Here is a 22821-nt window from a genome sequence, read left to right as displayed (position 1 = left end):
CAAAAATAGGGACGCTGGCTGCTCATTCCCCCCTTGTGTCTTAGACTGGGCAAGTGACAGCCAGTTATCTCGCTACTTCTGATGCCCACCACCGTCTCCTCCAGTGGTTTGACGGCGCCCGCCGCCCCTTCCCCTGGCGTGCACCTGACGTATCCGCGTGGGGAGTATTGGTCTCCGAAGTAATGAGCCAACAAACCCCCATGACCCGCGTAGAACCAGTATGGAAAGAATGGATGACACGCTGGCCAAAACCCCACAATCTAGCACAAGAAAGTTCTGCGGAGGTGGTGCGGGCCTGGGGAAAACTTGGTTACCCGCGGCGTGCACTTCGCCTACAAGAGTGTGCACGCACGCTTGCCACCTGCCACAACGATATCGTTCCGCAGGATATTGACACGTTATTATCACTGCCCGGGGTGGGGTCTTACACTGCCCACGCAGTGGCCTGCTTTGCCTATGGGCACAATGTTTCTGTGGTGGATACCAATGTGCGGCGCGTTGTGGCACGCGTTGACCATGGCCACCCAGACCAGGGAAAACCTAGGGAAAAAGCGGACTTGGCGGAAGTATCCGCCCTACTCCCTGCAGATCGTGCTACTGGCGCCCGCTTCTCCGCAGCATTAATGGAATTTGGGGCACTCGTCTGCACGGCACGTCACCCCCATTGTACAGAGTGTATTCTGGCTGATTCCTGTGCCTGGGTAGCGGCTGGACAACCCGTATGGGACACTGCGACCCACGGGGCACGCCCAAAACCACAAAAATTCACTGGTACTGACCGACAAGTTCGCGGTCTGCTTCTAGATGTTGTGCGGGAGCACTCTGGAGGGGTGGAAAAGACCGCCCTCGACGTTGTATGGCCAGATGATACACAGCGCGAACGCGCTTTACAGTCCCTGCTAAGCGATGGCCTAATGGAGTGTTCTGCGCATGGCTATTATGGTCTAGCCGGCGAGCACTTCGTCAACGAGACGCTCTAGATCTGCGGCTGTCCATCCCGGATAACCATGCAGGCACGAAACCCACTCGGTGGGGATAGCAGACGCTCCCCAACACGCGCCCAGTAAAGCACCCGCAATGCACGCCACTGTGTCAGTATCATGGTCCAGGCTGACGGCCTTCTGGATAGCTCCGCGGAAGTGTTCACTGCCACGTCCCGGGGTGGTGGCAATGGCATGCCATGCACAAACAAGCGCATCTACTACCCACCCATTAGTTTCTACGTGGTCGGCAATATCTGCTTGCTCAGCTGCCTGGAAGTGTTTCACCCAGAAACGCTGCTCTTCCGGCTCAGCATAATTCTGCAGGTAGGACAGTACACCCTGTACTGTGCCCACCAGAATGGCGTGGCGAATACCTAGTGTCCATAACCGGCAGGCCTGCCGGGCACGCAGGTCATAGTGGGTGAGGTCGGAGATCATTCCTGCGGCTTCAACGGCGTCAGCCCCCTTCCCCTCCCCCAGGTAGGCGAGGGCCACTGGAGCTGTACGCATAAGTGAACCGTTACCACCTTTACGGGTTCCCGGAAGATGCTTTGAGTCCCGCAAGAGTGCATCGGCAGTACGTGCATGGCTCATGTGCAAGACCTGTTTTGTTTGCGTCCCTATAGTGGCTGGGTTCGTGTCCGCCCAGTCTTGAAAACCAGCTGCAATACTGTCCAGGGCAGCAGTCGACAATAACTCGTGATGCGTGGCGGCCGTCTGCAAAATGACGGTGCTCATGGCGGTATCGTCTGTCCACTCACCTGCAGTGCGGGTGTCCTGGGAGGATTCTTTTGCCGTGCTCCAACCTGGCCGCATCGTAATGTCTCCCTGGCTGGCAATTTCGGAGGCGGTTAAGAATTCGTAGGATGCGCCTAAAGCGTCACCTACTGCCGCTCCTACAATAGCGCCTAGAGCTCGATCGCGGATGGAGTTATCCAGCATATAAACCTCTCAGTAAATAACCCAGCAATGCCCCATAGCACCACAGCCTGATTCCACACCGGCTGTGTCCAGGTCGCATAGTGGGTCGCATATCATGGGTAGAAACGGGGCACGAGTTAGCGTTGATCGTCCTGTACGTGCTCCACCTATTCCACTTGTGGAGCTTCTTCCTGGGACGTGTCCGAAGAAGTATCCGCTTGTGGGACTTCCGATTTCACAGTGGTAAAGGTGAAGATGGCGTCATCGTGGGCACCTTCTGCGTCCCAGTCAGCGACGTCAACCTTGATAGTGTCACCAGCGACAAAGTCACCAAAGATGATCTTTTCGGACAGTTCGTCCTCAATGTAGCGCTGAATAGTGCGACGCAATGGGCGGGCACCTAATACGGGATCGAAACCGCGCTTTGCCAGCAGTCGCTTCGCCAGATCCGACACCTCCAGAGTGAGGTCCTGGCCACGCAGCTGCTTCTGTACACCGGCAAGCATGAGGTCCACCATCTGGAGAATCTCGTCCTCGGTGAGCTGGCGGAACACAATGACGTCGTCAATACGGTTGAGGAACTCGGGACGGAAGTGCTTCTTCATTCCCTCGCGCACTTTATTCTGCATGCGCTGGTAGTTACTCTCATTCGCATTCTTGGAATCCTGGAACCCCATACCCACGGGCTTGGAAATGTCCTGGGTGCCAATATTGGACGTGAAGATAATAACCGTATTGCGGAAGTCCACTTCACGGCCTTGTCCGTCCGTCATGCGGCCTTCGTCAAGCACCTGCATGAGGGAGTCATAGACACGCTCGTGGGCCTTTTCAATCTCGTCAAAAAGCACCACGGAGAAGGGGCGACGGCGTACTTTCTCCGTCAACTGTCCACCTTCTTCGTAGCCCACATAGCCGGGGGCGGAACCAAAGAGGCGGGACACCTGGTAGGAGTCGTGATACTCGCCCATATCGACGGTAATAAGTGCATCGTCGTCGCCAAAGAGGAACTCTGCCAACGCCTTCGACAACTCAGTTTTACCGACACCAGATGGGCCAGCGAAAATGAATGTTCCTGCGGGACGCTTCGGATCCTTTAAACCGGCGCGGGTGCGGCGGATAGCACGCGCCACCGCCTGCACTGCCTCATTCTGGCCAATGATGCGCTTGTGCAGCTCATCTTCCATGTGTAGCAGGCGGTTAGATTCAGACTCGGTGAGCTTAGCGACCGGAATACCCGTCCAGTTAGCTAGTACTTCCGCAATGTTTTCCGAATCAACAATGGCGTCCGAGGCGGATTCACCATCACGCCACTGCTGTTCACGTTCCTTGCGTTCCGCAATGAGTTTCTTCTCATCGTCACGGAGGGCGGCAGCCTTTTCAAAGTCCTGATTGTCGATGGCAGACTCCTTGCGGCCACGGACTTCTGCGATCTTGTCATCAAATTCGCGCAGGTCCGGTGGGGCAGTCATGCGCTTAATACGCAGCCGCGCACCTGCCTCATCAATAAGGTCAATTGCCTTATCCGGCAGATAGCGGTCGGTAATGTAGCGTGCCGACAAGTCCACTGCGCTAGCAATAGCTGCATCGGTAATAGTGACCTTGTGATGCTGCTCGTAGCGATCGCGCAGGCCCTTCAGAATTTCGATAGCCATTTCCTGGGTTGGCTCCGGCACCTGAATGGGCTGGAAGCGACGTTCCAGGGCAGCGTCTTTCTCAATGTGCTTGTGGTACTCATCCATGGTGGTGGCACCAATGCACTGAATTTCGCCGCGGGAAAGACGCGGCTTCAAAATATTGGCGGCGTCAATAGAACCTTCTGCTGCGCCTGCGCCAACCAGCGTGTGAATCTCATCAATGAAGATGATGATGTCGCCGCGCTGGGTGATCTCCTTGAGAACTTTCTTCATACGCTCTTCAAAATCACCACGGTAGCGGGAACCTGCCACCATGCTGGAGAGATCCAGACTGTACAGCTGCTTGTTGGCGAGGATATCCGGGACATCATCGTGGGCGATGGCGAGGGCCAGGCCCTCCACAACGGCGGTTTTACCAACGCCAGGTTCACCAATAAGGCAGGGGTTATTCTTGGTACGCCGGCACAGTACCTGCATAATGCGCTCGATTTCTTTCTCGCGCCCAATAACGGGGTCGAGCTTGCCCTCTCGCGCTGCCGCAGTAAGGTTACGGCCGAACTGGTCAAGAACAAGGGACGTAGACGGAGTACCGCCCCGCCCGCGTGATGGTGCAGAGGCTGCTACCGCGGCAGCAGCTGGCTCCTGAACATTCTCGGCTGCCGGAGTACCCCCCTGGTACCCGTTGAGCAGTTGGATAACCTGCTGGCACACGCTCGGCAGATCCGCACCTAGGTTCGTGAGAACCTGGGCAGCAACACCGTCACCCTCGCGAATAAGCCCCAGCAGAATGTGCTCGGTGCCAATGTAGTTGTGTCCCAACTGTAATGCTTCGCGGAGGGAATACTCGAGGACTTTCTTTGCCCGCGGAGTGAAAGGAATGTGTCCGGAAGGTGCTTCAGTACCTTGCCCGATAATTTCCTCAACCTGTTCGCGGACAGATTCAAGGGAAATGCCCATGGCTTCCAGGGCTTGGGCGGCAACACCTTCACCCTCGTGAATAAGCCCTAGCAGAATGTGCTCAGTTCCGATGTAATTGTGGTTGAGATTGCGGGCTTCTTCTTGAGCCAGCACAACCACACGGCGAGCGCGATCTGTAAACCGTTCGAACATTAGTCTCCCTACCTGTCTATGCATTCCCTATTCTATAGAACGCGCGAGCGGGCTAAATAGTTACATTCACACTAAGGCGATCTTCTGGACGTATTTCCCAGCCTACGAGAGTGAGAAATGCGTCACAAACACTCTTAAGGATGACTGTTGCCACTATTACTTCGACTGTGGCTTCACCATGGGGAAGAGAACCGTCTCACGAATACCCAACCCAGTAAGAGCCATCAACAAACGATCAATACCCATACCAGTACCACAGGTAGGCGGCATACCCTGTTCCATGGCCTCCAAAAAGTCCTCATCAAGTACCATCGCTTCATCGTCGCCAGCCGCCGCCAAACGCGCCTGATCCTCAAAACGCTGACGCTGAATAACCGGATCTACCAGCTCGGAATACGCCGTCGCCAATTCAAAACCACGCACGTAAAGATCCCATTTTTCGGTAACACCGCGCTTCGACCGATGATCGCGAGTAAGTGGAGACGTCTCCACCGGGAAGTCACGCACGAAAATGGGGCCCTCTAGCTGATCGGCGCAGAGATGCTCCCAAATTTCCTCCACCAGCTTGCCATGCAACCAGCCGGCATTCTGGGGAACCTCCAAACCGATAACCTTGGCAACATCCTCGAGCTCTTCCACGGAGGTATCAACTGTTACCTCCAGCCCAATAGTCTCCGGGAACTTCCGGTGCAGTGCCTCATTGAGGGAAGGATACATTTCGATGGTCTTCCAGCTATCACCACCGAAGTCATACTCACTACCATCGGCCAAGGTGACGGTAGTCGATCCGAATACTTCCAGCGCGATCTCCTGGATAATCTCCCGCATCATGACGGCAGCATCATCGTAGGTACCGTAGGCCTGGTAGGTCTCCAACATGGCGAATTCTGGACTATGCGAAGAATCCACACCCTCATTACGGAAGTTGCGGTTAATCTCAAAAACACGATCCAAGCCACCCACAACACAGCGCTTCAAATACAGCTCCGGAGCAATGCGGAGGTAAAGATCAATATCCAAAGCATTGGAATGGGTAGCGAAAGGACGTGCCGCGGCACCACCATGCAGCGTCTGCAGCATAGGGGTTTCCACCTCGAGGAAGCCGCGACGCTCCAAAGCGTGACGCAGTGCCCGCACAACCTTAATACGTACGATCGCATTCTTACGGGCCTCTTCCCGCATAATGAGGTCCGTATAACGATGGCGAATACGGCTATCCTCACTCATCTCCTTATGTGCCACCGGCAGCGGACGCAAGGACTTAGACGCCATAGCCCACCGCGTGGCCATAACGGAAAGCTCACCTCGCTTAGAGCGGCACACACGACCCGTCACATAGACAAAGTCCCCCAGGTCTACGTCAGCCTTCCACTCCGCTAAAGCATCCTCGCCAATTTCTGCCAGCGACAGCATGACCTGCAACTGTGCGGCCTCGCCTAGGGCAGTGGTGGCAGCTGTATCGTTGGTAACACCCTCTTGCAGGCGGGCAAAGCAGAGCTTACCGGTGTTGCGAACGAACAGGACGCGACCCGCAATAGTGACGACGTCATCAGACTCATCACCGTCTGCCAGCGAGTCATAACTCTTATTGTCAATAAGCTCACGCAGTGTATGCGTACGCGGTACGACAACAGGGTACGGATGGCGATCCTCATGGCCTTCCGCCGCCTCTTCTAACAGGCGTGTGCGCTTATCCCTCCGGATACGCATTTGCTCTGGAGTCTTGTCCTCGGCGGAAGAGGATGCTGCGGCAGCCACGGAAGAATTATTGTGCGGGGTTTTTTTGCGATCAGTCACGCTCTCTAGGATAGTGCCTTTTGCCAGCTAGATGAATCTGGCACAAAGATGGAGAACAGAGGACACTACATTTCGTGTAGGCAACTATGGCAACTGCTTGTAATTGCGATAACGAGCACAGAAGTCCATACGGTAGGAATTATGAGGTGATTAATTCCACATACGATGAAGAAGCTGTACTGGATAACACTACAGCCGATGCGACAGCTACGGTGGATACCACCACAGCTACTGTAGAAGCCGAGCCCACATCTCGACTCCCACGTTGGTTGCGCGCCCCGCAACCAAAGCCGTTACGTCCTCAGAAAGAGGTCGATAAGCTCTACCCCCGCCTACGATTCCAGGTGTTCATAGGTATCTTCATCGGCTACGCCTCTTTCTACCTCATCAGAAACAACGTCAGTCTGGTTGCAAATACTCTTTCCGAAAACGGACTTAGTAAAACCGACATTGGCATTATCGCCAACTGCCTCCTTCTGGCATACGGTTTCTCAAAATTCTTCGCCGCCACCATCAGTGACCGTGCAAACGCTCGCTTCTTTATGCCCCTGGGACTTATCCTCTCCGGCCTAACCAATATCCTCATTGGTATTTCTGCCGGCGGCACCATTTCGGTAAGTATCTTCGCCGTCCTCATGACCATCAACGGCATCTTCCAAGGTATGGGCTGGCCTCCCGCCGGCCGCGTCATGGTGCACTGGTTCTCCACCTCCGAGCGAGGCGGGAAAATGGCGTTGTGGAACATTGCTCACAACGTCGGCGGTGCTCTCTCCGGTGCACTCGTCGCCTACGCCCTCGACCACTTCGGATCCGACAATTGGGCCTCCGCCTTCTGGTTCCCCGCAGTGATCTGCTTCATTCTAGCTATCATCACCTTCTTCCTTGTACGAGATAACCCCCAGTCCATGGGGCTACCCTCCATCGAGGAGTACCACAATGATCCAGCACCCGTAGAGATTGACGAAGCTGACAAAACAGAATCCACGTGGCAGACCATTCGCCGCCATATTCTGCGCAACCCCACTATGGTGTACCTCGCTTTCGCAAACGTCTTCGTCTACACCCTGCGCTATGGCATCGTCTCCTGGGCACCCCTCTACCTGGCACAGGTCCGTGGCGGCTCAACTAGCCAAGGTATTGCTGGTTTCTCCATCTTTGAAATCTCCGGCATTATCGGCACCCTCCTCTGCGGCTGGATCTCCGACCGTGTATTCAAAGGCCGTCGCTCCGTCACCGGCATTGTCTTCATGGTGGGTGTCATTCTCGCGGTCCTGCTCTACTGGCTGCCTTCAAATGATGCCCCCATGTGGGTTTCCTGGACAGCACTAGCCCTTGCCGGTGGCCTCATCTACGGCCCCGTTATGCTGATCGGCTTGCAAGCCCTCGACCTGTCCCCCACCCATATCGCAGGTACCGCAGCAGGCTTCACCGGCCTCTTCGGTTATGCACTAGGCGCCACCATGGCCTCCACCGGCATAGGTGCCATCGCCCAGCACATGGGGTGGGGTGCAGCCTTTATCTTCCTTATTATCTGCGCTGTACTATCCATCGTTCTATTGGGCCTCGTTGACCGCAAGGAAAAAGAAATCCTTGCTAAAGCTCGCGCCAAGCGCGACGCCGTCCGCGCAACCCAAGAGGAAAATGCAACAGCAGAGGAAACCAAAACAGCAGAAGCAGAATTGGAATCCTAAGCCTCCGTATTTCACTATCCACCTACATTAAAAGGCTGCCTGCCTCGTCGTAACGATGAAGCAGGCAGCCTTTTCCTCTAGATTTCCTCCAGTATTCCCGTACTTAAAGCCCTTACTTACCGAATAAGCCCAAGATGGCGCAAAAGGAATACATACCCGCCCCGACGGTAGAGATCATCAAACCAAAATGCCCAGTTATGGGCACCTTTCTCCGCTATCCGGAACGTAAAATGCGAACGATTCGAAGAATGCTCAACCAACTTTTTAAAAACCACTGTATTAGAGTGGGACGCCACCTCCGCAGTAACCGCAAAAGGTGACGGCTCCACCCCCGTCAACGTTTTTCCACTACCGCACGACACACGCACAGGCATGGTGTAGCGGCGAATATTTAACGCCGGGTCATGTGCTTTCCACTGGGAACTGGGCCACGCACCCCACATTGCGCGAGGACGATACCCCATTAACGCACTTCCCATTGCCAAAGAACTTGCCTGCGCTGGTGCTGATAACGTGTAGAAACCACTCATCGAGTCCACCGCGCTATAACGTTCGGGGAAACGCTGCGCGAGATTCATAATGCCCACTGATCCCATGGATAACCCCACTAATGCTGTGGAATGGGGACGCACTGGAACACGAAAATACTGGGAAAGGTAATGAGGTAGCTCCTGGACAAGGAAAGTTTCCCAGCGAATAGTTTTCCCATTATCCAGTGGGGACGCGTAATCGGTGTAGTAGGTACCAGCAGCGTAATCACCGGAAATGGGGGCAACTAACGTAACATCGTAGTTCGCCAAATGGCCATGTAGATCGCCACCAAAAATAAAACCATTGTTCTTATTGTTGGTGCCGTACCCGTCAAGAGCCATTACAATACGCGGATTACCAGGTGTTTTCGCCGGCATAATCTCCACCGGAATTGTCCGCTTCATCGCGTGCGAATACACGTTACACTGCTGCAGACCACGCCCAAAAACATCCCACGTGCAGCCCGGACGAAGGTAACTGCGATGCGGAGAATACTGTCTGCCAGTACGAGGAGCACCCACTGGAATTTGTGGGAACGGTTCATCGGCAAGAACGCGGGGCTGTTTTTCCTGCTCCGCAAACGCACACGGTGCAGCGTTAGTGAAGAACACTGCAGACATAAGAAGTGCACCAGAAAGAGCACCGGCGACAAGGCGGCGTGAAAGAGTAGCCATGGTGTTAGTCCTCAGAGATACCCAGCATGAGACCGATATTATCGTGGCAATATGTTCCGTCTGCCAGATAGGCAGACACAAGAAGCCGCGCATCCCCCTCTGCGGGAGCGGGGCCCAAATCATAATTTGTTACCGCAACCTGCGGGTCGTGGAGCTTAGGCTCAGCCATAAGAACATTCTTAGCTGCCGCAACAACGCCCTCGCTACCCTCGCGGAATGCATGTGCACCGGCAACCAAGGCGGCCGGTAATGCCTGTGCTGGGGCCATGCGGGGTTGCTCACTGAAGCGGCTAATAGCTACACCGTCGCTATTCCGCAACGTGTCCACACCCGTCACTGTGGTGGGAAGGCACAGATCTTTCACAAGGTGACGAAGTGCCACCAGCTGGTAAAAATCCCTCTCCCCTACGAAAAGACGCTGCGGATGCAGGAGTGACAGCAACGCCATGTGCACAGTTAATGACTCCTCTATCCCCGGTGGAGGAGGAACAATAACGTCAGGATCATTGAGCCGTACCATAGTGCGCAGTCCATGTGGGAACAGTGTTTCCCAGGCGGGTGCGAAGAAGAGTGGGGCGGGGCAGCCCGGCAATGACTGCAGGAATTGGCAGTCCGCCGCAACAGCATCAAGGTGAGCATTGTCTGCGCATAGCGATGAGACAATGACGACGCTGCCGGGCACACGCGCAGCGGTCTCAATGACTCCAGCGTGCCCACCGTGTAAATGGCCGTGCGTAGGCACCACAATAAGTTGCCGATGGGTAGCGTGCAGAGCTCGTGCTACCTGCGCAATACTTTGCGGATGTGTATGGCAGGTAACTGTACCTGGATGGTATCCGGGGTTGGAAAGCATTTACGCGTCCCGCTCCAGTCGCTTCATAATATCTGCCAAGCTAAGACCATTAGTGTGCGCGCCTGACTGTTCCTGGTCATGGCTATGCGCGGCATGGTGCCCGCCTTCTCTTTCTGCATACGCTTTTTCGGTATGTGCAGAAGCGCTGGCATTGTCTGTCGTCCTTGTCCCATGTGAGCCATGTCGACCCGTGCTAGCTGAAGCAGTAGAAGACGCGGAAGATGCCGAGGATGCTGGGGATACTGTAGCTGCACCATCGTGAGCGCGCTTGGGACTGTAGGAACTATGGGAAGATTTATGAGTGGACTGGCCAGAGCTAAAAGCGTCCCAATCTATAGTTGCGGACTTCTTCGCTTGTTTTTCTGCTGGCTTTTCTACCGGCTTTTCAACTGGCTTTTCTGCCGGTTTTTCTGACGAGTCCTCTGCTGAATCTTCCGTTGAGTTGTCGATATGATCCATGAAAAAGCTGGGGACAACAATACTCGACAGCGTGTCATCACCGGCACCAACAGTATTTCCGGTAGTACTTTCACCCGGGTGACGTGTTTCAAACACTACCTGTGCATCGTGAACAACGTGTGCTTCTGGTGTGTCATCTTCTGTGTATGTATAGGCGTACCCCTGTGTGGCGAAATCGTAATCCGAATCACCGTAATCGGGGCTAGCCTCAGCATAGGCAGAGCTGGAGTAATCAGAGCCAAGGTCATCAGCATCAGAGTAGTCAGTATCGGAAGAATACCCATAGGAGTTATCCGGGTAATAGTAGTAGCCTTGACCATCGCTAATAGCGAGCTGATCATCAAAATCAGGATCAAAGAACTGCGCCAACGAAATCCGTAATTCCGAAAGCTCTTCCCGCAGCTGCTCTACTTCTTCCCGGGAGGCTTCCTCCAGCTCCTCGCGGCGTTTCTGTTCTGCCGCATCACGCTTGTCGAGTTCACGCTGCAGAGCACGCTCATAGTCCTCGGCGATAAGACCATTTCGCGACGTGTACTGGCTGGCCCGGCGCTGGTAGTACATCATAAGAAGAGCACCCAAGACAGCTGCCCAGAGGGCTACCCCCACGGCTACGCGCAGTCCTACATTCGAATCTGTGAGCATGATGACAACAGTGGCAGCAATAGCCAAAACGACCAATACCACTAAACCCACTATGGGCCACGTATTGTGAGAGTGCGAGGAACGACTCACACGACCGCCGTCACGCTCTTCTACATCTGCTGATTCGGGTGCATCCATACCGTCGAGGATACCGGGTTTTGCGGGAGAACTGCACTGTTTACCAAAACTAAGTACTGTGATTACTCAAGAATTTTTCGCATACTGCCAGCAATAACGTTATGTTTGTGCGCCAGCAGCGTCTTTTTCCATCTGATCCGGCGGAATTCGGCACGCTCGCTCTAGTACTAATCCCGCCACCGCCAGCAGGAAACCTGCCACGGTAAACACAATAATGCCGGGAGAATCTGCCTGTGCAGCAGATAATGTATGGATGCGGGGCCACACATAAACACCGGAACCTATACCGGCACCACAAAAGACAGCCCCCGCAAAAGCGGATGCCCTGCCTAACACGAATGCGCGGGCGGCGCGGACGGGATGCAACTGGTGATGATCCTGCCCCACCTGGTTACGTTCGATAGCGCGGTGAATGTAGAAAGCCAGGATCCCGTCAACAATAGCGAGAATGATGACGGGGATACTTACCCAGATGGTGAAGTCAGCCAGGGTGGAGTAGAACGTCGACACCATCAGCCAGGCACAAAATGCGCATACTGCCGCCCATACCAGAAGAGAGCTGACAGACGTGAGATGCAGTTTGTTATCGTTCTGCGGCTCCTCGGGAGTGTGCTCAGGTGTCTTCATGAAAGCGCTCCTCCGGGAACAAGCTGAAGGGTGACGTCTCGTTGAATGCTAGTCTCTGCGGCCGGATCTCGTGAGCGTAATGCGGTAAGTGCCTGCCGAAATTCTGTTGTGAGGGGAAGATTTGGATGGTGGTAAGACAGTATTTCCAGGGCGGGTACCAGCACAAAGCTCCGTTCTAGCGCATACGGGTGCGGGAGGGTGAGGTGGGGGTCGGTGGAAATAATGGGGGTGTTATTGTCATCGTTGTGCCAGCAGGCAATGATGTCAATGTCTAAAGTACGTGGCCCCCAATGCACTTCTCGTGTACGGCCAGCCTGTTGTTCAATAGTCTGGGCGCGGGACAGCCAGTCCTGTGCGGTGGCGGAGATATCGCGTACCAGGACAGCGCTGTTGAGGAATTCTGGTTGGTCGGTTACTCCCCACGGAGCGGTCCGGTACACACTGGCATGGGCATAGCACCAGGGTGCTAGGCAGTGGGCTGCGTACTGTAATTGGGCAAGAGGATCGCCAATGTTAGCGCCAAGGGAGAGTAATGCCGTCGTCATGCGGAATACTGTCCTGGGGCAGAGGCGAGATCATCTCGGGTACGGGAGACGGTGACGGCAACATCACCAAACGGTACTTCAATGGGCGCCGATGGTTTATGCACGCATACGTCTACCCGCTGTGTGGGCGGATACTTCTGCAGGATACGTAGGGCAATACGGTGGGCGAGCGTTTCCACCAGGTTGAGGCTGGGGCCCGTCAACACTCGATATGCTATATCGGCAACTTCGGCGTAGTTGACGGTGTGGCATAGGTCGTCACTGCTTCCTGCCTGCCGTGTGTCTAGCCAGAATGACACGTCAACCGAAAAAGGTTGCCCGTCTTTCTTTTCGAAGTCTTCTACCCCGTGATAGGCGTGGGCAGAAATACCGGTGAGGTCAACGCGGTCTAGGCTAGGGCCAGTCCCTGGGTTCAGCACAGTTAGCCATCCTCTCGGAAAGGATTACACCCCGCCTGCCACGCCTGCTGTACCGCCAAGGCCTGCACAGTGCTAGGCACATCGTGGACGCGCACACCCCACGCACCATAGTGTCCGCAGAAAGCCGACACCACACTGGTCGCCAGATCTCGCTCCGGCGGCTCCGAGGGCCTTTCTACGCTGTAGCGTGAGTCCGTATCTGCCAACACGTCCCCCAGAAAACGCTTCCGGCTAGCCCCTATCAGCACTGGAAAACCATTCTTAACAAATGTAGGGAGGGCTTTCAGCAACGCCCAATCTTGGTCGCGGGTTTTCGCAAACCCCAAACCTGGATCCAGGATAATGTTGGATTCTTTCACCCCCGCGTCAAGAGCACGCTGGACAAGAATCTGCAGGTCCCCCATTACTTTGCCCACAATATCCGCATCGTTATAGGCGGCACCGGCAGCGTCCCCGAACTTGTCAGCTTGCCAATGCATCACACAGTACGGGACTCGCGCATCTGCCATGACGCGGCGCATATCCGGGTCTGCTTCCCCACCGGAGACGTCGTTAATAAGATCCGCACCCGCCCCCAGTGCAGCAGCAGCCACACTGGCCCGCATAGTATCCACGGATACCGTCACACCCTCCTGGTGGAGGGCAGACACGATAGGAACAACGCGGGCGGCTTCTTCTTCCGCGGTGACACGCGTAGCACCAGGACGAGTGGATTCCCCACCCACATCAATAATCTGCGCACCCTGCGCCACCATATCGCGGGCATGGGCAAGGGCTTTATCCCGGGTATTCCACTTACCACCATCCGAGAAAGAATCTGGCGTGATATTGAGAATACCCATCACTAAACATGGCGAATGAACCATGGCAGTCCTTCCTACATCCTTATCCACTAGCACTATCCACTGGCACTAGCAGCGGGGATCCCGAATAAGTGCCAACGCCTCCGCCCGCGACGTGGCATTAGCGCGCAGGCTGCCCCGCACCGCACTGGTAGTAGTGATGGCACCAGGTTTACGAATACCCCGCATAGCCATACACAAATGCTCGCATTCAATAACAACCACAGCACCACGCGCATCCAAACGATCCATAATGGCGTCGGCTACCTGGCCAGTGAGCCGCTCCTGTATCTGTGGCCGCTTCGCATAGAGGTCCACCAGCCGGGCCAGCTTCGATAAGCCCATAATACGGCCAGTTTCTTTATTGGGGATATAGCCAATATGGGCTACCCCGTGGAAGGGCAGTAGGTGGTGTTCACACATGCTGTACACGGGAATATCACGCACCAAAACAAGCTCGTCATAGCCTTCAGTGAAAGACGTGGCAAGAACGTCAGCAGGGTCGCAATGTAGACCACCGAAAATTTCGGTGTAGGCGCGTGCTACCCGGCTGGGGGTGTCGCGGAGCCCTTCCCGGTCGGGATCTTCACCAATGCCGATGAGGAGTTCCCGAACAGCGTGTTCTACACGTTGTGCGTCATATTCTCCGTAACTCATTTATCGCGTCGATTCTTACCAAAACCCCATCCACCGAAGAGGCCTCCACGGCGGTTATCGCTATCCCCGCGGCCATTCTGCTGCGCATCATCAGAATGATGGCGCGACTGTCGCTGTGACGAAGAATCAGAAGACTGCGTGGGACGACCCGGCTGCGCGGGTTTATCCGGGCTGGAGTAGTGAACAATATCGTCTTCACTGATCTCCGGCAAAGCCTGCTTACCTATCTTCGGCGGCCATTCTTCGCCGCGTTCCTTCGCCAGTTCACCAGGTGTCTTTACTGGTGGTTGTGTGGACGGAGTACGCTCGCCGAAATCGTCAAACTCGGTAATACGTGGGCGAGTCTCAATACTTCCTAGAATCTCCTCCAGGTCAGGGCGTCGCAGAGTTTCCTTCTCCAAGAGGGCAAAGGCGAGGTTATCAAGCAGATCCCGATACTGAGTGAGGGTTTCCCACGCCTCCGTGTGGCAGGCGTCAATAATGCGGTGTACTTCCTCGTCAATGTCGCGGGCAACCTCATGCGAGTAGGTGGACTTGGTACCGAGGGTGCGACCCAGGAATGGGTCGCCTTCTTCCTCCCCGTACTTGACGGGCCCCAGTTTGGCACTCATGCCCCATTCGCTCACCATGGCGCGGGCTATCTTGGTGGCCTGCTCAATATCGTTGGAGGCACCTGTGGTGGGTTCCGCGAACACGAGTTCTTCCGAGGTGCGTCCGCCCATGGCGAACACGATCTGGCTGAGCAGCTGGGTGCGGGTCCGCAGGCCGGAGTCGTCTTCTCCCGCCACCATGGAGTAGCCGCCGGTGCGGCCACGCGGCAGGATAGTGACTTTGTAGACGGGATCCATTTGCGGCATGGCCCATGCACAAATAGTGTGGCCAGCCTCGTGGTAGGCTGTCACTTTCTTTTCCTTTTCGGAAATAATGCGGCCAGTACGGCGTGGCCCGCCAATAACACGGTCGGTGGCTTCCTCTAGGTTGTCTGGGGTAATAGCTTTTTGGTTTTGGCGAGCGGTGAGCAAGGCCGCCTCATTCAAGACGTTGGCTAGATCAGCGCCGGAGAAGCCCACTGTGCGCTTAGCGAGGGCGTCAAGGTCGCAGTCTTTCGTGAAGGGCTTTCCTTCCGCGTGCACTTTGAGAATGGCTTGGCGGCCTTTCAGATCCGGGTTGGTGACGGGAATCTGGCGGTCAAAACGGCCAGGGCGCAAGAGTGCGGGGTCCAGGACGTCAACGCGGTTTGTGGCGGCAATAAGAATGACGCTCTGCCGGTCCTCAAAGCCATCCATCTCCACTAGTAGCTGGTTGAGGGTTTGTTCGCGTTCATCGTGGCCGCCGCCAATACCGGCACCACGCTGGCGGCCGACGGCGTCAATCTCATCAATGAAGATAATGCTGGGGTTATTCTTTTTTGCCTGGTCGAAGAGTTCGCGGACACGGGAGGCACCAACACCTGCGAACATTTCTACGAAATCAGAGCCGGAGATGGAGAAGAAAGGTACGCCAGCTTCGCCGGCGACAGCGCGTGCCAGGAGGGTTTTACCGGTGCCTGGGGGACCGTAGAGGAGGACACCGCGGGGGATTTTCGCGCCAAGTTTTTCGTAGCGTTCCGGGTGCTGCAGGAAGTCCTTAATTTCATTGAGTTCTTCCACTGCCTCATCTTCACCAGCCACATCCTTAAACGTGGTGGTGGGACGGTCTTTGTTGACGCCACTGGCGAAGGATTTACCGAACCCCATGGGGCCGTTCTTCTGCATTCGGCCGAAGAACCAGATCATGAGAAGCACCAGCAGCAGGGTGGGGCCTAGGTAGATAAGAGCCTGGGTGAACCAGCTGGACTGGTGTACTTCAGTTGTGAAGGCATCTACTTTGGATTCCTGCAGGAGGCTGAAGATGTCGTCGGCAGAAGCAGCCGGATACTGGGCGGAGAGAGCTTTCGCTTCGACGTGTTTCTTGTCCCCCGAGTCACCCTGTTTGGATGTGGATCCGAATAGTCCCTGCTTTTGTGGTTCCGCAGGTTCTACTTTTGTTTTCTTTTTCAGAATGACTTTGAGGACCTGTTCACGGTCTTCTACTACTGCCTTCTCAACATTGTCATCCTTTATTTGTTGCAGGATGGTAGAGGTGTTGACGGACTGGTAGTCAACGGAGTTGTTACCTCCGAAGAACGACAGGCCAACAAAAAGCAGCACGATAAAGGCAATAATGCCGATGTTGCGAAACAGCTTCTTACGGTTCATGCACATGCGGGCCGTATGGAGTGGCCCATCCCTTCTCTAATGTATCTACGTACACAGTACCGGTTAGACGCCACTCACGCCTTTTTTCGCACAATACCCGGTTTATTCATTCATGCTTATTCATGCCGGGTGAAACGTCAGTAGCAGTTACTGAAAAACTTCAGGCTTCAACTTGGCGACGAAGGGGAGGGAACGGAATTGTTCGTTGAAATCCAGACCGTAGCCAACAACGAAATCATCGTCAATGTCGAATCCCACATCGGTGCACTCCACGTTAACAGTTTGGCGTGCTTCCGGTTTGCGCAGCAAGGTTACTACTTCGAGGGAGCGGGGGTTACGGGCAGAAAGGTTACGCAGTAGCCAGGAAAGTGTGAGACCGGAATCGAGAATGTCCTCCACGATAACAACATCGCGGCCGGTAATATCGCGCTCCAAGTCTTTCAGAATGCGAACAACACCGGAAGAGCTTGCGCCGGCACCATAGGAGGAGACGGCCATGAACTCCATCTGGTTGGGAATGGGGAGTGCGCGGGAGAAATCCGTGAGGAACATGACGGCGCCTTTAAGGACGCAGATAAGGATGAGATCCTCGGGGTCATCAGCGTGTCGGGCGGCGGTTGCCTCGGCTAGTTCTTTAACACGCTTGGAGAGTGTTTCTTCATCGATAAGAACCTCTTCGATGGAGTTTTCATAGTAGGAGGTTGCTGATTCCGGCACAGTACTCATCGGTTTCCTCTGACGTGTCTGATCCGTGGTGGGGTCTCTACCAAATGCGGGGTGTCCGTAGGGCACGGTCTGTGCGTCCTACCTTTCGTAGGATAGTTTGTCTACACCCTAAACACCTAAATCTATTCAGAGGACGTTATCGAAGATGTCACCCTGAATACACCTCTAGAGACACGCTAATGACCATGACGGCAGCCATGCGCATGCCCGCACCCCATCGATAATGCAGATGATGCAGAATCTGCAGCCGGCACAACAGGCACAAAATAGAGCGCCTTATCCTGCCGTTTCACAATGTCTCCACCGGGTAATGCAATGGGACCTTGCCCATGCCAGTCCGTCACAAGACGCGCTACCTCCTGCAAATGCGTATAGCCTGCCTGCGTATGACCATGCGCATGCAGCCATAATCGCAGTACACGCCGCAATGTGGGAAGAGGAAGCTCACGCAATGAGTCCAGGGGAAGCTCCCCGCTGCCATCACTCCGCTGTAGTGCCTCCCGCAGTATGGTGTCTGCCTGGCTATCTAGTTCGTCAGCATCTTCCCGCACCAGTTGAGCTGTACGCGCCAACGCCGGCACAATCTCTCCCCCACTAATCTCCTGCAAAAGGGGAATTACCTCGTGGCGTACACACACACGCGTGAACGCGGAATCCTTATTTTGTGGATCATTCCACACGTCAATAGCGTGCTCCGCGCAAGCAGCATGCGTATCGGCACGGCGTAGGCCAAGCAGCGGACGCCCCCAGGGGTCATCCCAGTCACTCATGCCGGCAATAGCGTGCGGCCCCGAACCACGCAGCAAACCCAATAGTAGCGTTTCCGCCTGGTCATCTTGCGTGTGTCCCAACAAAACTGGGCGTCCAGCGCGCATCATATCCAAGGCTGCATAGCGGGCCTCCCGCGCCGCACCCTCCATACCGAGGCCGTTTTCATCGTTAATAACAATGGGAATAACAAGTGCCTCAACACATCCCAATTGACGAGCCTGCTCAGCAGCATGGTGAGCAACCTGCCCGGATCCTTCTTGTAGTTGATGGTCAACAAGGAGCGCCGTTACCTGTGCGCCGGTACGGACTGCCCCCGCGGTAAGTGCGAGAGAATCGGCCCCACCGGAAAGAGCCACACACAATTGTGCTGGCCTACCATGTTTCTCCCACCATGCGCGGACAGCTTTCGTCACCGCCCACATGTGGGGATCTCCAGACCCGCCAAACGTGGAGGCATGCGGCAGTGGCGCAGCAGAGCTCAGCACTGGCGTTTTAGACGGTTTAGGCAGTTTTGCCGGTTGCGGCGTCGACACCATCAGCTAACACCCCGTACGGTAAACAGTGGCGGCCAAGTTATCAACGAGCATCGTCGCCAACCAATACACCGTATCGTTCACCAGAAACGCAAAGTAGTACGGTGTATTCGAGCGGGCACTATACGCAATACCCGCCAGCGTACTGACATTATTCAACGATCCCGTTTTCGCACGAATATGGCCCCGCGCGGCAGCATTCTCTCCCCCGAAGCGATACCGCAGTGTGCCACTCTCCCCCGCCACCGGCAGATTATCGCGAATAATGTCCGTCACATCTCTTTTCTCGGAAAGATTATGCGGACGTAGCGTTTCCTCTATAGTGCGCGGCGCCAGACGATCATAGGAGGAAAGGCCAGACGTATCCTCCAAAACAGCACCCCGCGTAGGAACATTATGGGAACCCACAGTGGCAATTACAGCATCTGCGGCACCCCGGAAACTAGCCGGATGCCCCATCTCACTCGCAACTTCTCGCCCAATGGACTCCGCCAGCACATTATCGGAATGAATAAGCATGTCATGCAGACGATCACGCAAAGGCGCCGAATGTACCTTCCCCAAGGGAAGTAGCGCCAGAGGTGGTTTCCCGACCTCTATTTTTAGCCCGTCAATGCCCAAATATTGGGCAAGCGTAGCCCCCACTTGCAGGGACGGTGTGGGAGTGTGGGGACTATACCAGCCAGCATCATGGATACGGCCACCATCGAGCATGGCCGGAACTATGGGCGCTATACTGCCGCCGCCAATATCCCAGCGATCCCACCCACGCGCCATATCTGGCCCCGTGTAGAAAGACGTATCCACAATCAGCCGCTTCGGCTTAATGGGAAGATACTTCACCTTGTGTGAAACCTGCTGGGCGAGATCCGAAATGCGGGCAGCATTCGTGTAAAACGTGGGGGCGGTAGCACGCCGTGACAATGTCACATCGCCCGTGCCACGCAGGACCAAACTTCCATCAATAGCCAGGTAAACGCCAGTTTCTTGCCGTTTTGTCGGCTGCAAAGTATGGAGAGCTGCGGAGGCTGTCAACAGTTTCGTAATAGATGCGGGAGCCAGCGCACGGTCAGCGTTACTCTGCCACACAGGCTTTGCACTATTACCCACCACACTATTACCCGCACTGTGCACAATACCGCCGAAAGAATTAACCCCACTAGCTTGGAGAACAGATGTTAAAGCCTTCTGCATTCTTTGCGTACACGCACTATTCCCTACCCCATCAATCCCGATGGCATTACTGACACCACCGCTTACCGCTAAAGATTCTGCCGCCGGGGACTCCGCAGACAGGGACGCAGGAGACGCTCCTGCCGTTGCGGAAGAAACAACCATTGCTGTTACAGTCAGCGCTGCACAGATAGAAGTACAGACAGAGGCACGAACAGAAGCAATAGCAGGAGTAGAAGTACGGGCCAAGTGGGAGCGGAATAGGCGAGAGGGCATACGCATAGACCTATGCTACTATCTTCTCTCCTTACACACTCTCCCTCCCCACACTGGTGACCTGGCCTAATGAGCCGGCTGACACCCACACGCCTGCAGGCTTGTCGCAAGCGCATCCAGCACTGGGCGGGCCGCAGACGGCTCCTCACCATTGATAATGAAGGCAAATACCAGGACACGCCCATCCCGGGTAACCACAATGCCCGCCAAACTACTAGCAGACGACAATGTTCCAGTCTTGGCACGCACCCAACCACGCGCTAGGGAACCGTCATAGAAACGATTGGAAAGAGTACCAGATCCACCAGAAACAGGAAGATCATCAAGGATTGCGCGATTCTGATCCTGTGTCGCAGACAAGCGAAGAACATCCACCAAAGTATGGGACGACACTCTGTTCTTAAGCGACAGGCCGGAGGCATCGAACATCGTCAAACCGACTGTCGTAACACCATTGTCGCCCAAAATATGGCGTATGGACTCCGTAGCACCAGCAAACGTGGCAGGCTTCCCCTGCTGCACCGCAATTTCACGGCCAATTGCCTCCGCCAACACATTGTCGGAATGAATAAGAACATCATGCAAGCGGGTAATAAGAGGCGCCGACCACACCCTCCCCAACACCGTAGACGTATTCGTCTTCTTACTGGTGACAGTAACATTATCGACAGCAATACCAAGATGCTGGGCAAGCGCACGACCCACTTGCATAGCAGGATCGACAGTGCGGGGGGAATCCTCCCCTGTTGCATCAAGACGGGCACCATTCACCATTGTGGGAGACATGGGGGCAATGGAACCGCCACCAATATCCTCCGTATTCCAGCCTGGCGCCATAGTAGATCCACGGTAGAGGGACGTATCAACAATAAGTTTCCGCACAGTGATGCCGCGTTTCCGCAGCATGGTTTCTGTATGCTGCGCAAGATCCTCAATGCGGGCCGCACCATGGTAGAAACTATCCTGCCCTTTACTCGCATCAGACAAGGTAACGTCACCATAGCCACGTAATACGACAGTGTCCCCATTAAGGAGAAGAGTCTCCGTTTTCACCCGCTGCTCATCAGACAGCACACGGAGAGCCGCCTGGGCGGTAAGTAGCTTCATCACACTGGCAGACTGAAGAGACTTATCAGAATTCTTTCTCCACAAGTCTTTTCCCGTCATCGCATCCTGTACAGAACCAGTGAAATGCTCAACACCAGCAGCAGCAAGCAAACTATTAAGCCGCGAAGCCAACACATCAGTATCGGGAATAGGAGCATCTTTAGAAACGGGACGGAATGCATCGTCACGTTTATCAGTATCGGGAGGAAGCGCCACACCCTTCATCCAGGAGGACGCATCCGAAGAATTCAACCCCCGCACGCGCGGCACCACATTGAACGCCACAACGGCACCCACCACAAGCAGAAGAACCACCAGTATAGAGGTGGTGATGGCGAGACGCCTATGGTCTTTCATCAACGGCCCTTTTCCAAACGTTACGTGAAACGTTGCCCACTATTGTCCAAACGCATGCCACATTATGCAAACGCAATCCTGCTTCATTCTGTCACGAATCACAAGCTCCGTGCGACCCTGGACTATCCTGTAAGAAACTATTATTTCTTGCAGCAAAGGTTGGTTACACAATGAGCCTTGACGTTACCATCGAGATCCCCAAGGGTTCCCGCAACAAGTACGAAGTTGACCACGAAACCGGACGTGTCTGCCTCGACCGCTACCTCTTCACCCCCATGGCCTACCCTGCCGACTACGGCTACATTGACCACACACTCGGCGAAGACGGAGACCCGCTGGACGCCCTCGTCATTCTCCCCGAACCCGTCTTCCCCGGATGCGTTGTCCCCGCCCGCATCGTTGGCGTTTTCAACATGACCGATGAAGCCGGTGGAGACGACAAACTGATCGCCGTCCTCGACGACGTACGCTGGAACCACATTCAAGACATCAATGATGTGCCGCAGAATCTCCGCGACGAGATTGAACACTTCTTCGTCCACTACAAGGACCTAGAGCCCAACAAGGAAGTCTCTGGCACTGGTTGGGGCGACAAGGCTGCCGCTGAAAAAATCCTTGAACAAGCCAAAGAACGTTTCCAGGGCTAAAAGCGAGTAGACACTGGGCAGCCACAGCCAGACAGGTAGGTAATTTGAAACTGCCTACAGTGACAGTAGCTATACAGTGACTATGCTGCCGTAATACTTGCGATAGGACGATAGAAAGAAGACTCCGCCACTAACGTTGCCATGACGCTAATCGTTGTCATGACGTTAATTCTGTGGTGGAGTTTTCTTCTATTTTTCTATTCTTTCCATTCCTGGTTTCTTCCGATAGTTCGGTAGTCCCCCAATTCCTTCCCACTCGCATTAATTGAGTGGTGTCGCGTACCCGGTATTTGGTGACTAGTTCAATGTTTAGCGTCTGGTGTGTGTTGAGTCCTGTCCTGGGTGTTTGCGTCCTGTTTTTATCGTCCGGTTCCGTAGAGGGGATCATCAGGGTGGCGGATAGGACCGCGAGGGAGATTACCAGGTTGGGGAAGGATTCGTTCCGTGTTGGCGGCAGAGCGGCGGTGACGC

Annotated in this window: 18 protein-coding genes and 1 pseudogene; 3 read left to right on the top strand and 16 right to left on the bottom strand. The window is 54.9% G+C overall.

What is annotated here, in order from left to right:
- The first annotated feature begins 53 nt into the window (after nt 1–53).
- Nucleotides 54–980 carry an A/G-specific adenine glycosylase gene (locus DI579_RS04700; protein ID WP_290599172.1) on the top strand — a complete coding sequence of 309 codons (927 nt, stop codon included), beginning with the start codon at nt 54–56 and terminating at the stop codon, nt 978–980.
- On the opposite strand, the gene DI579_RS04695 is transcribed toward DI579_RS04700, so the two are convergent.
- The 3 genes and pseudogenes from DI579_RS04695 to lysS form a co-directional block, all read right to left on the bottom strand.
- Nucleotides 945–1925, bottom strand: coding sequence for an ADP-ribosylglycohydrolase family protein (locus DI579_RS04695; RefSeq protein WP_290599170.1), 981 nt, complete (start codon nt 1923–1925; stop codon nt 945–947). The two genes, DI579_RS04700 and DI579_RS04695, sit on opposite strands and share 36 nt — an antisense overlap.
- 221 nt (nt 1926–2146) lie before the next feature.
- Nucleotides 2147–4648: pseudogene (locus DI579_RS04690) on the bottom strand (ATP-dependent Clp protease ATP-binding subunit); the annotation flags it as partial.
- A gap of 156 nt (nt 4649–4804) precedes the next feature.
- Nucleotides 4805–6358, bottom strand: coding sequence for a lysine--tRNA ligase (lysS, locus tag DI579_RS04685; RefSeq protein WP_290599237.1), 1554 nt, complete (start codon nt 6356–6358; stop codon nt 4805–4807).
- Between the two features lie 356 nt (nt 6359–6714).
- Between lysS and DI579_RS04680 the strand changes: the two genes are divergently transcribed.
- Nucleotides 6715–8136, top strand: a complete 1422-nt coding sequence (locus DI579_RS04680) for an MFS transporter (protein WP_303678818.1) — start codon at nt 6715–6717, stop codon at nt 8134–8136.
- Between the two features lie 116 nt (nt 8137–8252).
- Here the strand turns inward: DI579_RS04680 and DI579_RS04675 are convergent, their stop codons facing one another.
- From DI579_RS04675 to dacB (DI579_RS04615), 13 genes are all read right to left on the bottom strand, one after another.
- A complete protein-coding gene (locus tag DI579_RS04675) occupies nt 8253–9341 on the bottom strand; it encodes an alpha/beta hydrolase family protein (RefSeq protein WP_303678801.1) in 1089 nt (362 codons plus the stop codon).
- 4 nt (nt 9342–9345) lie between these two features.
- On the bottom strand, nt 9346–10194 hold the full coding sequence (locus DI579_RS04670; protein WP_303678800.1) for a pantoate--beta-alanine ligase: 849 nt from the start codon (nt 10192–10194) through the stop codon (nt 9346–9348).
- Nucleotides 10195–11433 (bottom strand): DUF6779 domain-containing protein, encoded by a 1239-nt coding sequence (locus DI579_RS04665; protein ID WP_290599166.1) that lies wholly within the window; start codon nt 11431–11433, stop codon nt 10195–10197.
- A 99-nt stretch (nt 11434–11532) separates the two neighbouring features.
- The gene (locus DI579_RS04660) at nt 11533–12060 is read right to left on the bottom strand and encodes a DUF3180 domain-containing protein (RefSeq protein WP_290599165.1); all 528 of its coding nucleotides are present in this window, start codon (nt 12058–12060) and stop codon (nt 11533–11535) included.
- A complete protein-coding gene (gene folK, locus DI579_RS04655) occupies nt 12057–12605 on the bottom strand; it encodes a 2-amino-4-hydroxy-6-hydroxymethyldihydropteridine diphosphokinase (RefSeq protein WP_290599164.1) in 549 nt (182 codons plus the stop codon). Before folK ends, DI579_RS04660 begins: the two co-directional genes overlap by 4 nt.
- Nucleotides 12602–13024 (bottom strand): dihydroneopterin aldolase, encoded by a 423-nt coding sequence (gene folB / locus DI579_RS04650; protein WP_290599163.1) that lies wholly within the window; start codon nt 13022–13024, stop codon nt 12602–12604. Before folB ends, folK begins: the two co-directional genes overlap by 4 nt.
- 2 nt (nt 13025–13026) lie before the next feature.
- Nucleotides 13027–13890: a dihydropteroate synthase gene (gene folP / locus DI579_RS04645; RefSeq protein WP_290599162.1), complete on the bottom strand. Its 864-nt coding sequence runs from the start codon at nt 13888–13890 to the stop codon at nt 13027–13029.
- 45 nt (nt 13891–13935) lie between these two features.
- Nucleotides 13936–14523: a GTP cyclohydrolase I FolE gene (folE, locus tag DI579_RS04640; RefSeq protein WP_290599160.1), complete on the bottom strand. Its 588-nt coding sequence runs from the start codon at nt 14521–14523 to the stop codon at nt 13936–13938.
- Nucleotides 14520–16760 carry an ATP-dependent zinc metalloprotease FtsH gene (gene ftsH / locus DI579_RS04635; RefSeq protein WP_303678799.1) on the bottom strand — a complete coding sequence of 747 codons (2241 nt, stop codon included), beginning with the start codon at nt 16758–16760 and terminating at the stop codon, nt 14520–14522. The genes folE and ftsH overlap by 4 nt, the downstream gene beginning before the upstream one ends.
- Before the next feature lie 147 nt (nt 16761–16907).
- A complete protein-coding gene (gene hpt, locus DI579_RS04630) occupies nt 16908–17486 on the bottom strand; it encodes a hypoxanthine phosphoribosyltransferase (protein WP_303678798.1) in 579 nt (192 codons plus the stop codon).
- A 176-nt stretch (nt 17487–17662) separates the two neighbouring features.
- Nucleotides 17663–18742: a tRNA lysidine(34) synthetase TilS gene (gene tilS / locus DI579_RS04625; RefSeq protein ID WP_290599156.1), complete on the bottom strand. Its 1080-nt coding sequence runs from the start codon at nt 18740–18742 to the stop codon at nt 17663–17665.
- A 54-nt stretch (nt 18743–18796) separates the two neighbouring features.
- Nucleotides 18797–20245 carry a D-alanyl-D-alanine carboxypeptidase/D-alanyl-D-alanine-endopeptidase gene (gene dacB / locus DI579_RS04620; RefSeq protein WP_303678797.1) on the bottom strand — a complete coding sequence of 483 codons (1449 nt, stop codon included), beginning with the start codon at nt 20243–20245 and terminating at the stop codon, nt 18797–18799.
- Between the two features lie 60 nt (nt 20246–20305).
- A complete protein-coding gene (dacB, locus tag DI579_RS04615; protein WP_303678795.1) occupies nt 20306–21703 on the bottom strand; it encodes a D-alanyl-D-alanine carboxypeptidase/D-alanyl-D-alanine-endopeptidase in 1398 nt (465 codons plus the stop codon).
- A 170-nt stretch (nt 21704–21873) separates the two neighbouring features.
- Between dacB (DI579_RS04615) and DI579_RS04610 the strand changes: the two genes are divergently transcribed.
- Nucleotides 21874–22350, top strand: a complete 477-nt coding sequence (locus DI579_RS04610) for an inorganic diphosphatase (RefSeq protein ID WP_290599153.1) — start codon at nt 21874–21876, stop codon at nt 22348–22350.
- Nucleotides 22351–22821 lie beyond the last annotated feature (471 nt).

The sequence above is a fragment of the Lawsonella clevelandensis genome (genome assembly GCF_003241315.1).
Classification (GTDB): domain Bacteria; phylum Actinomycetota; class Actinomycetes; order Mycobacteriales; family Mycobacteriaceae; genus Lawsonella; species Lawsonella clevelandensis_A.
Note: the sequence above shows the minus strand (reverse complement) of the source record. Positions and strands in the feature narration are given on the sequence as shown.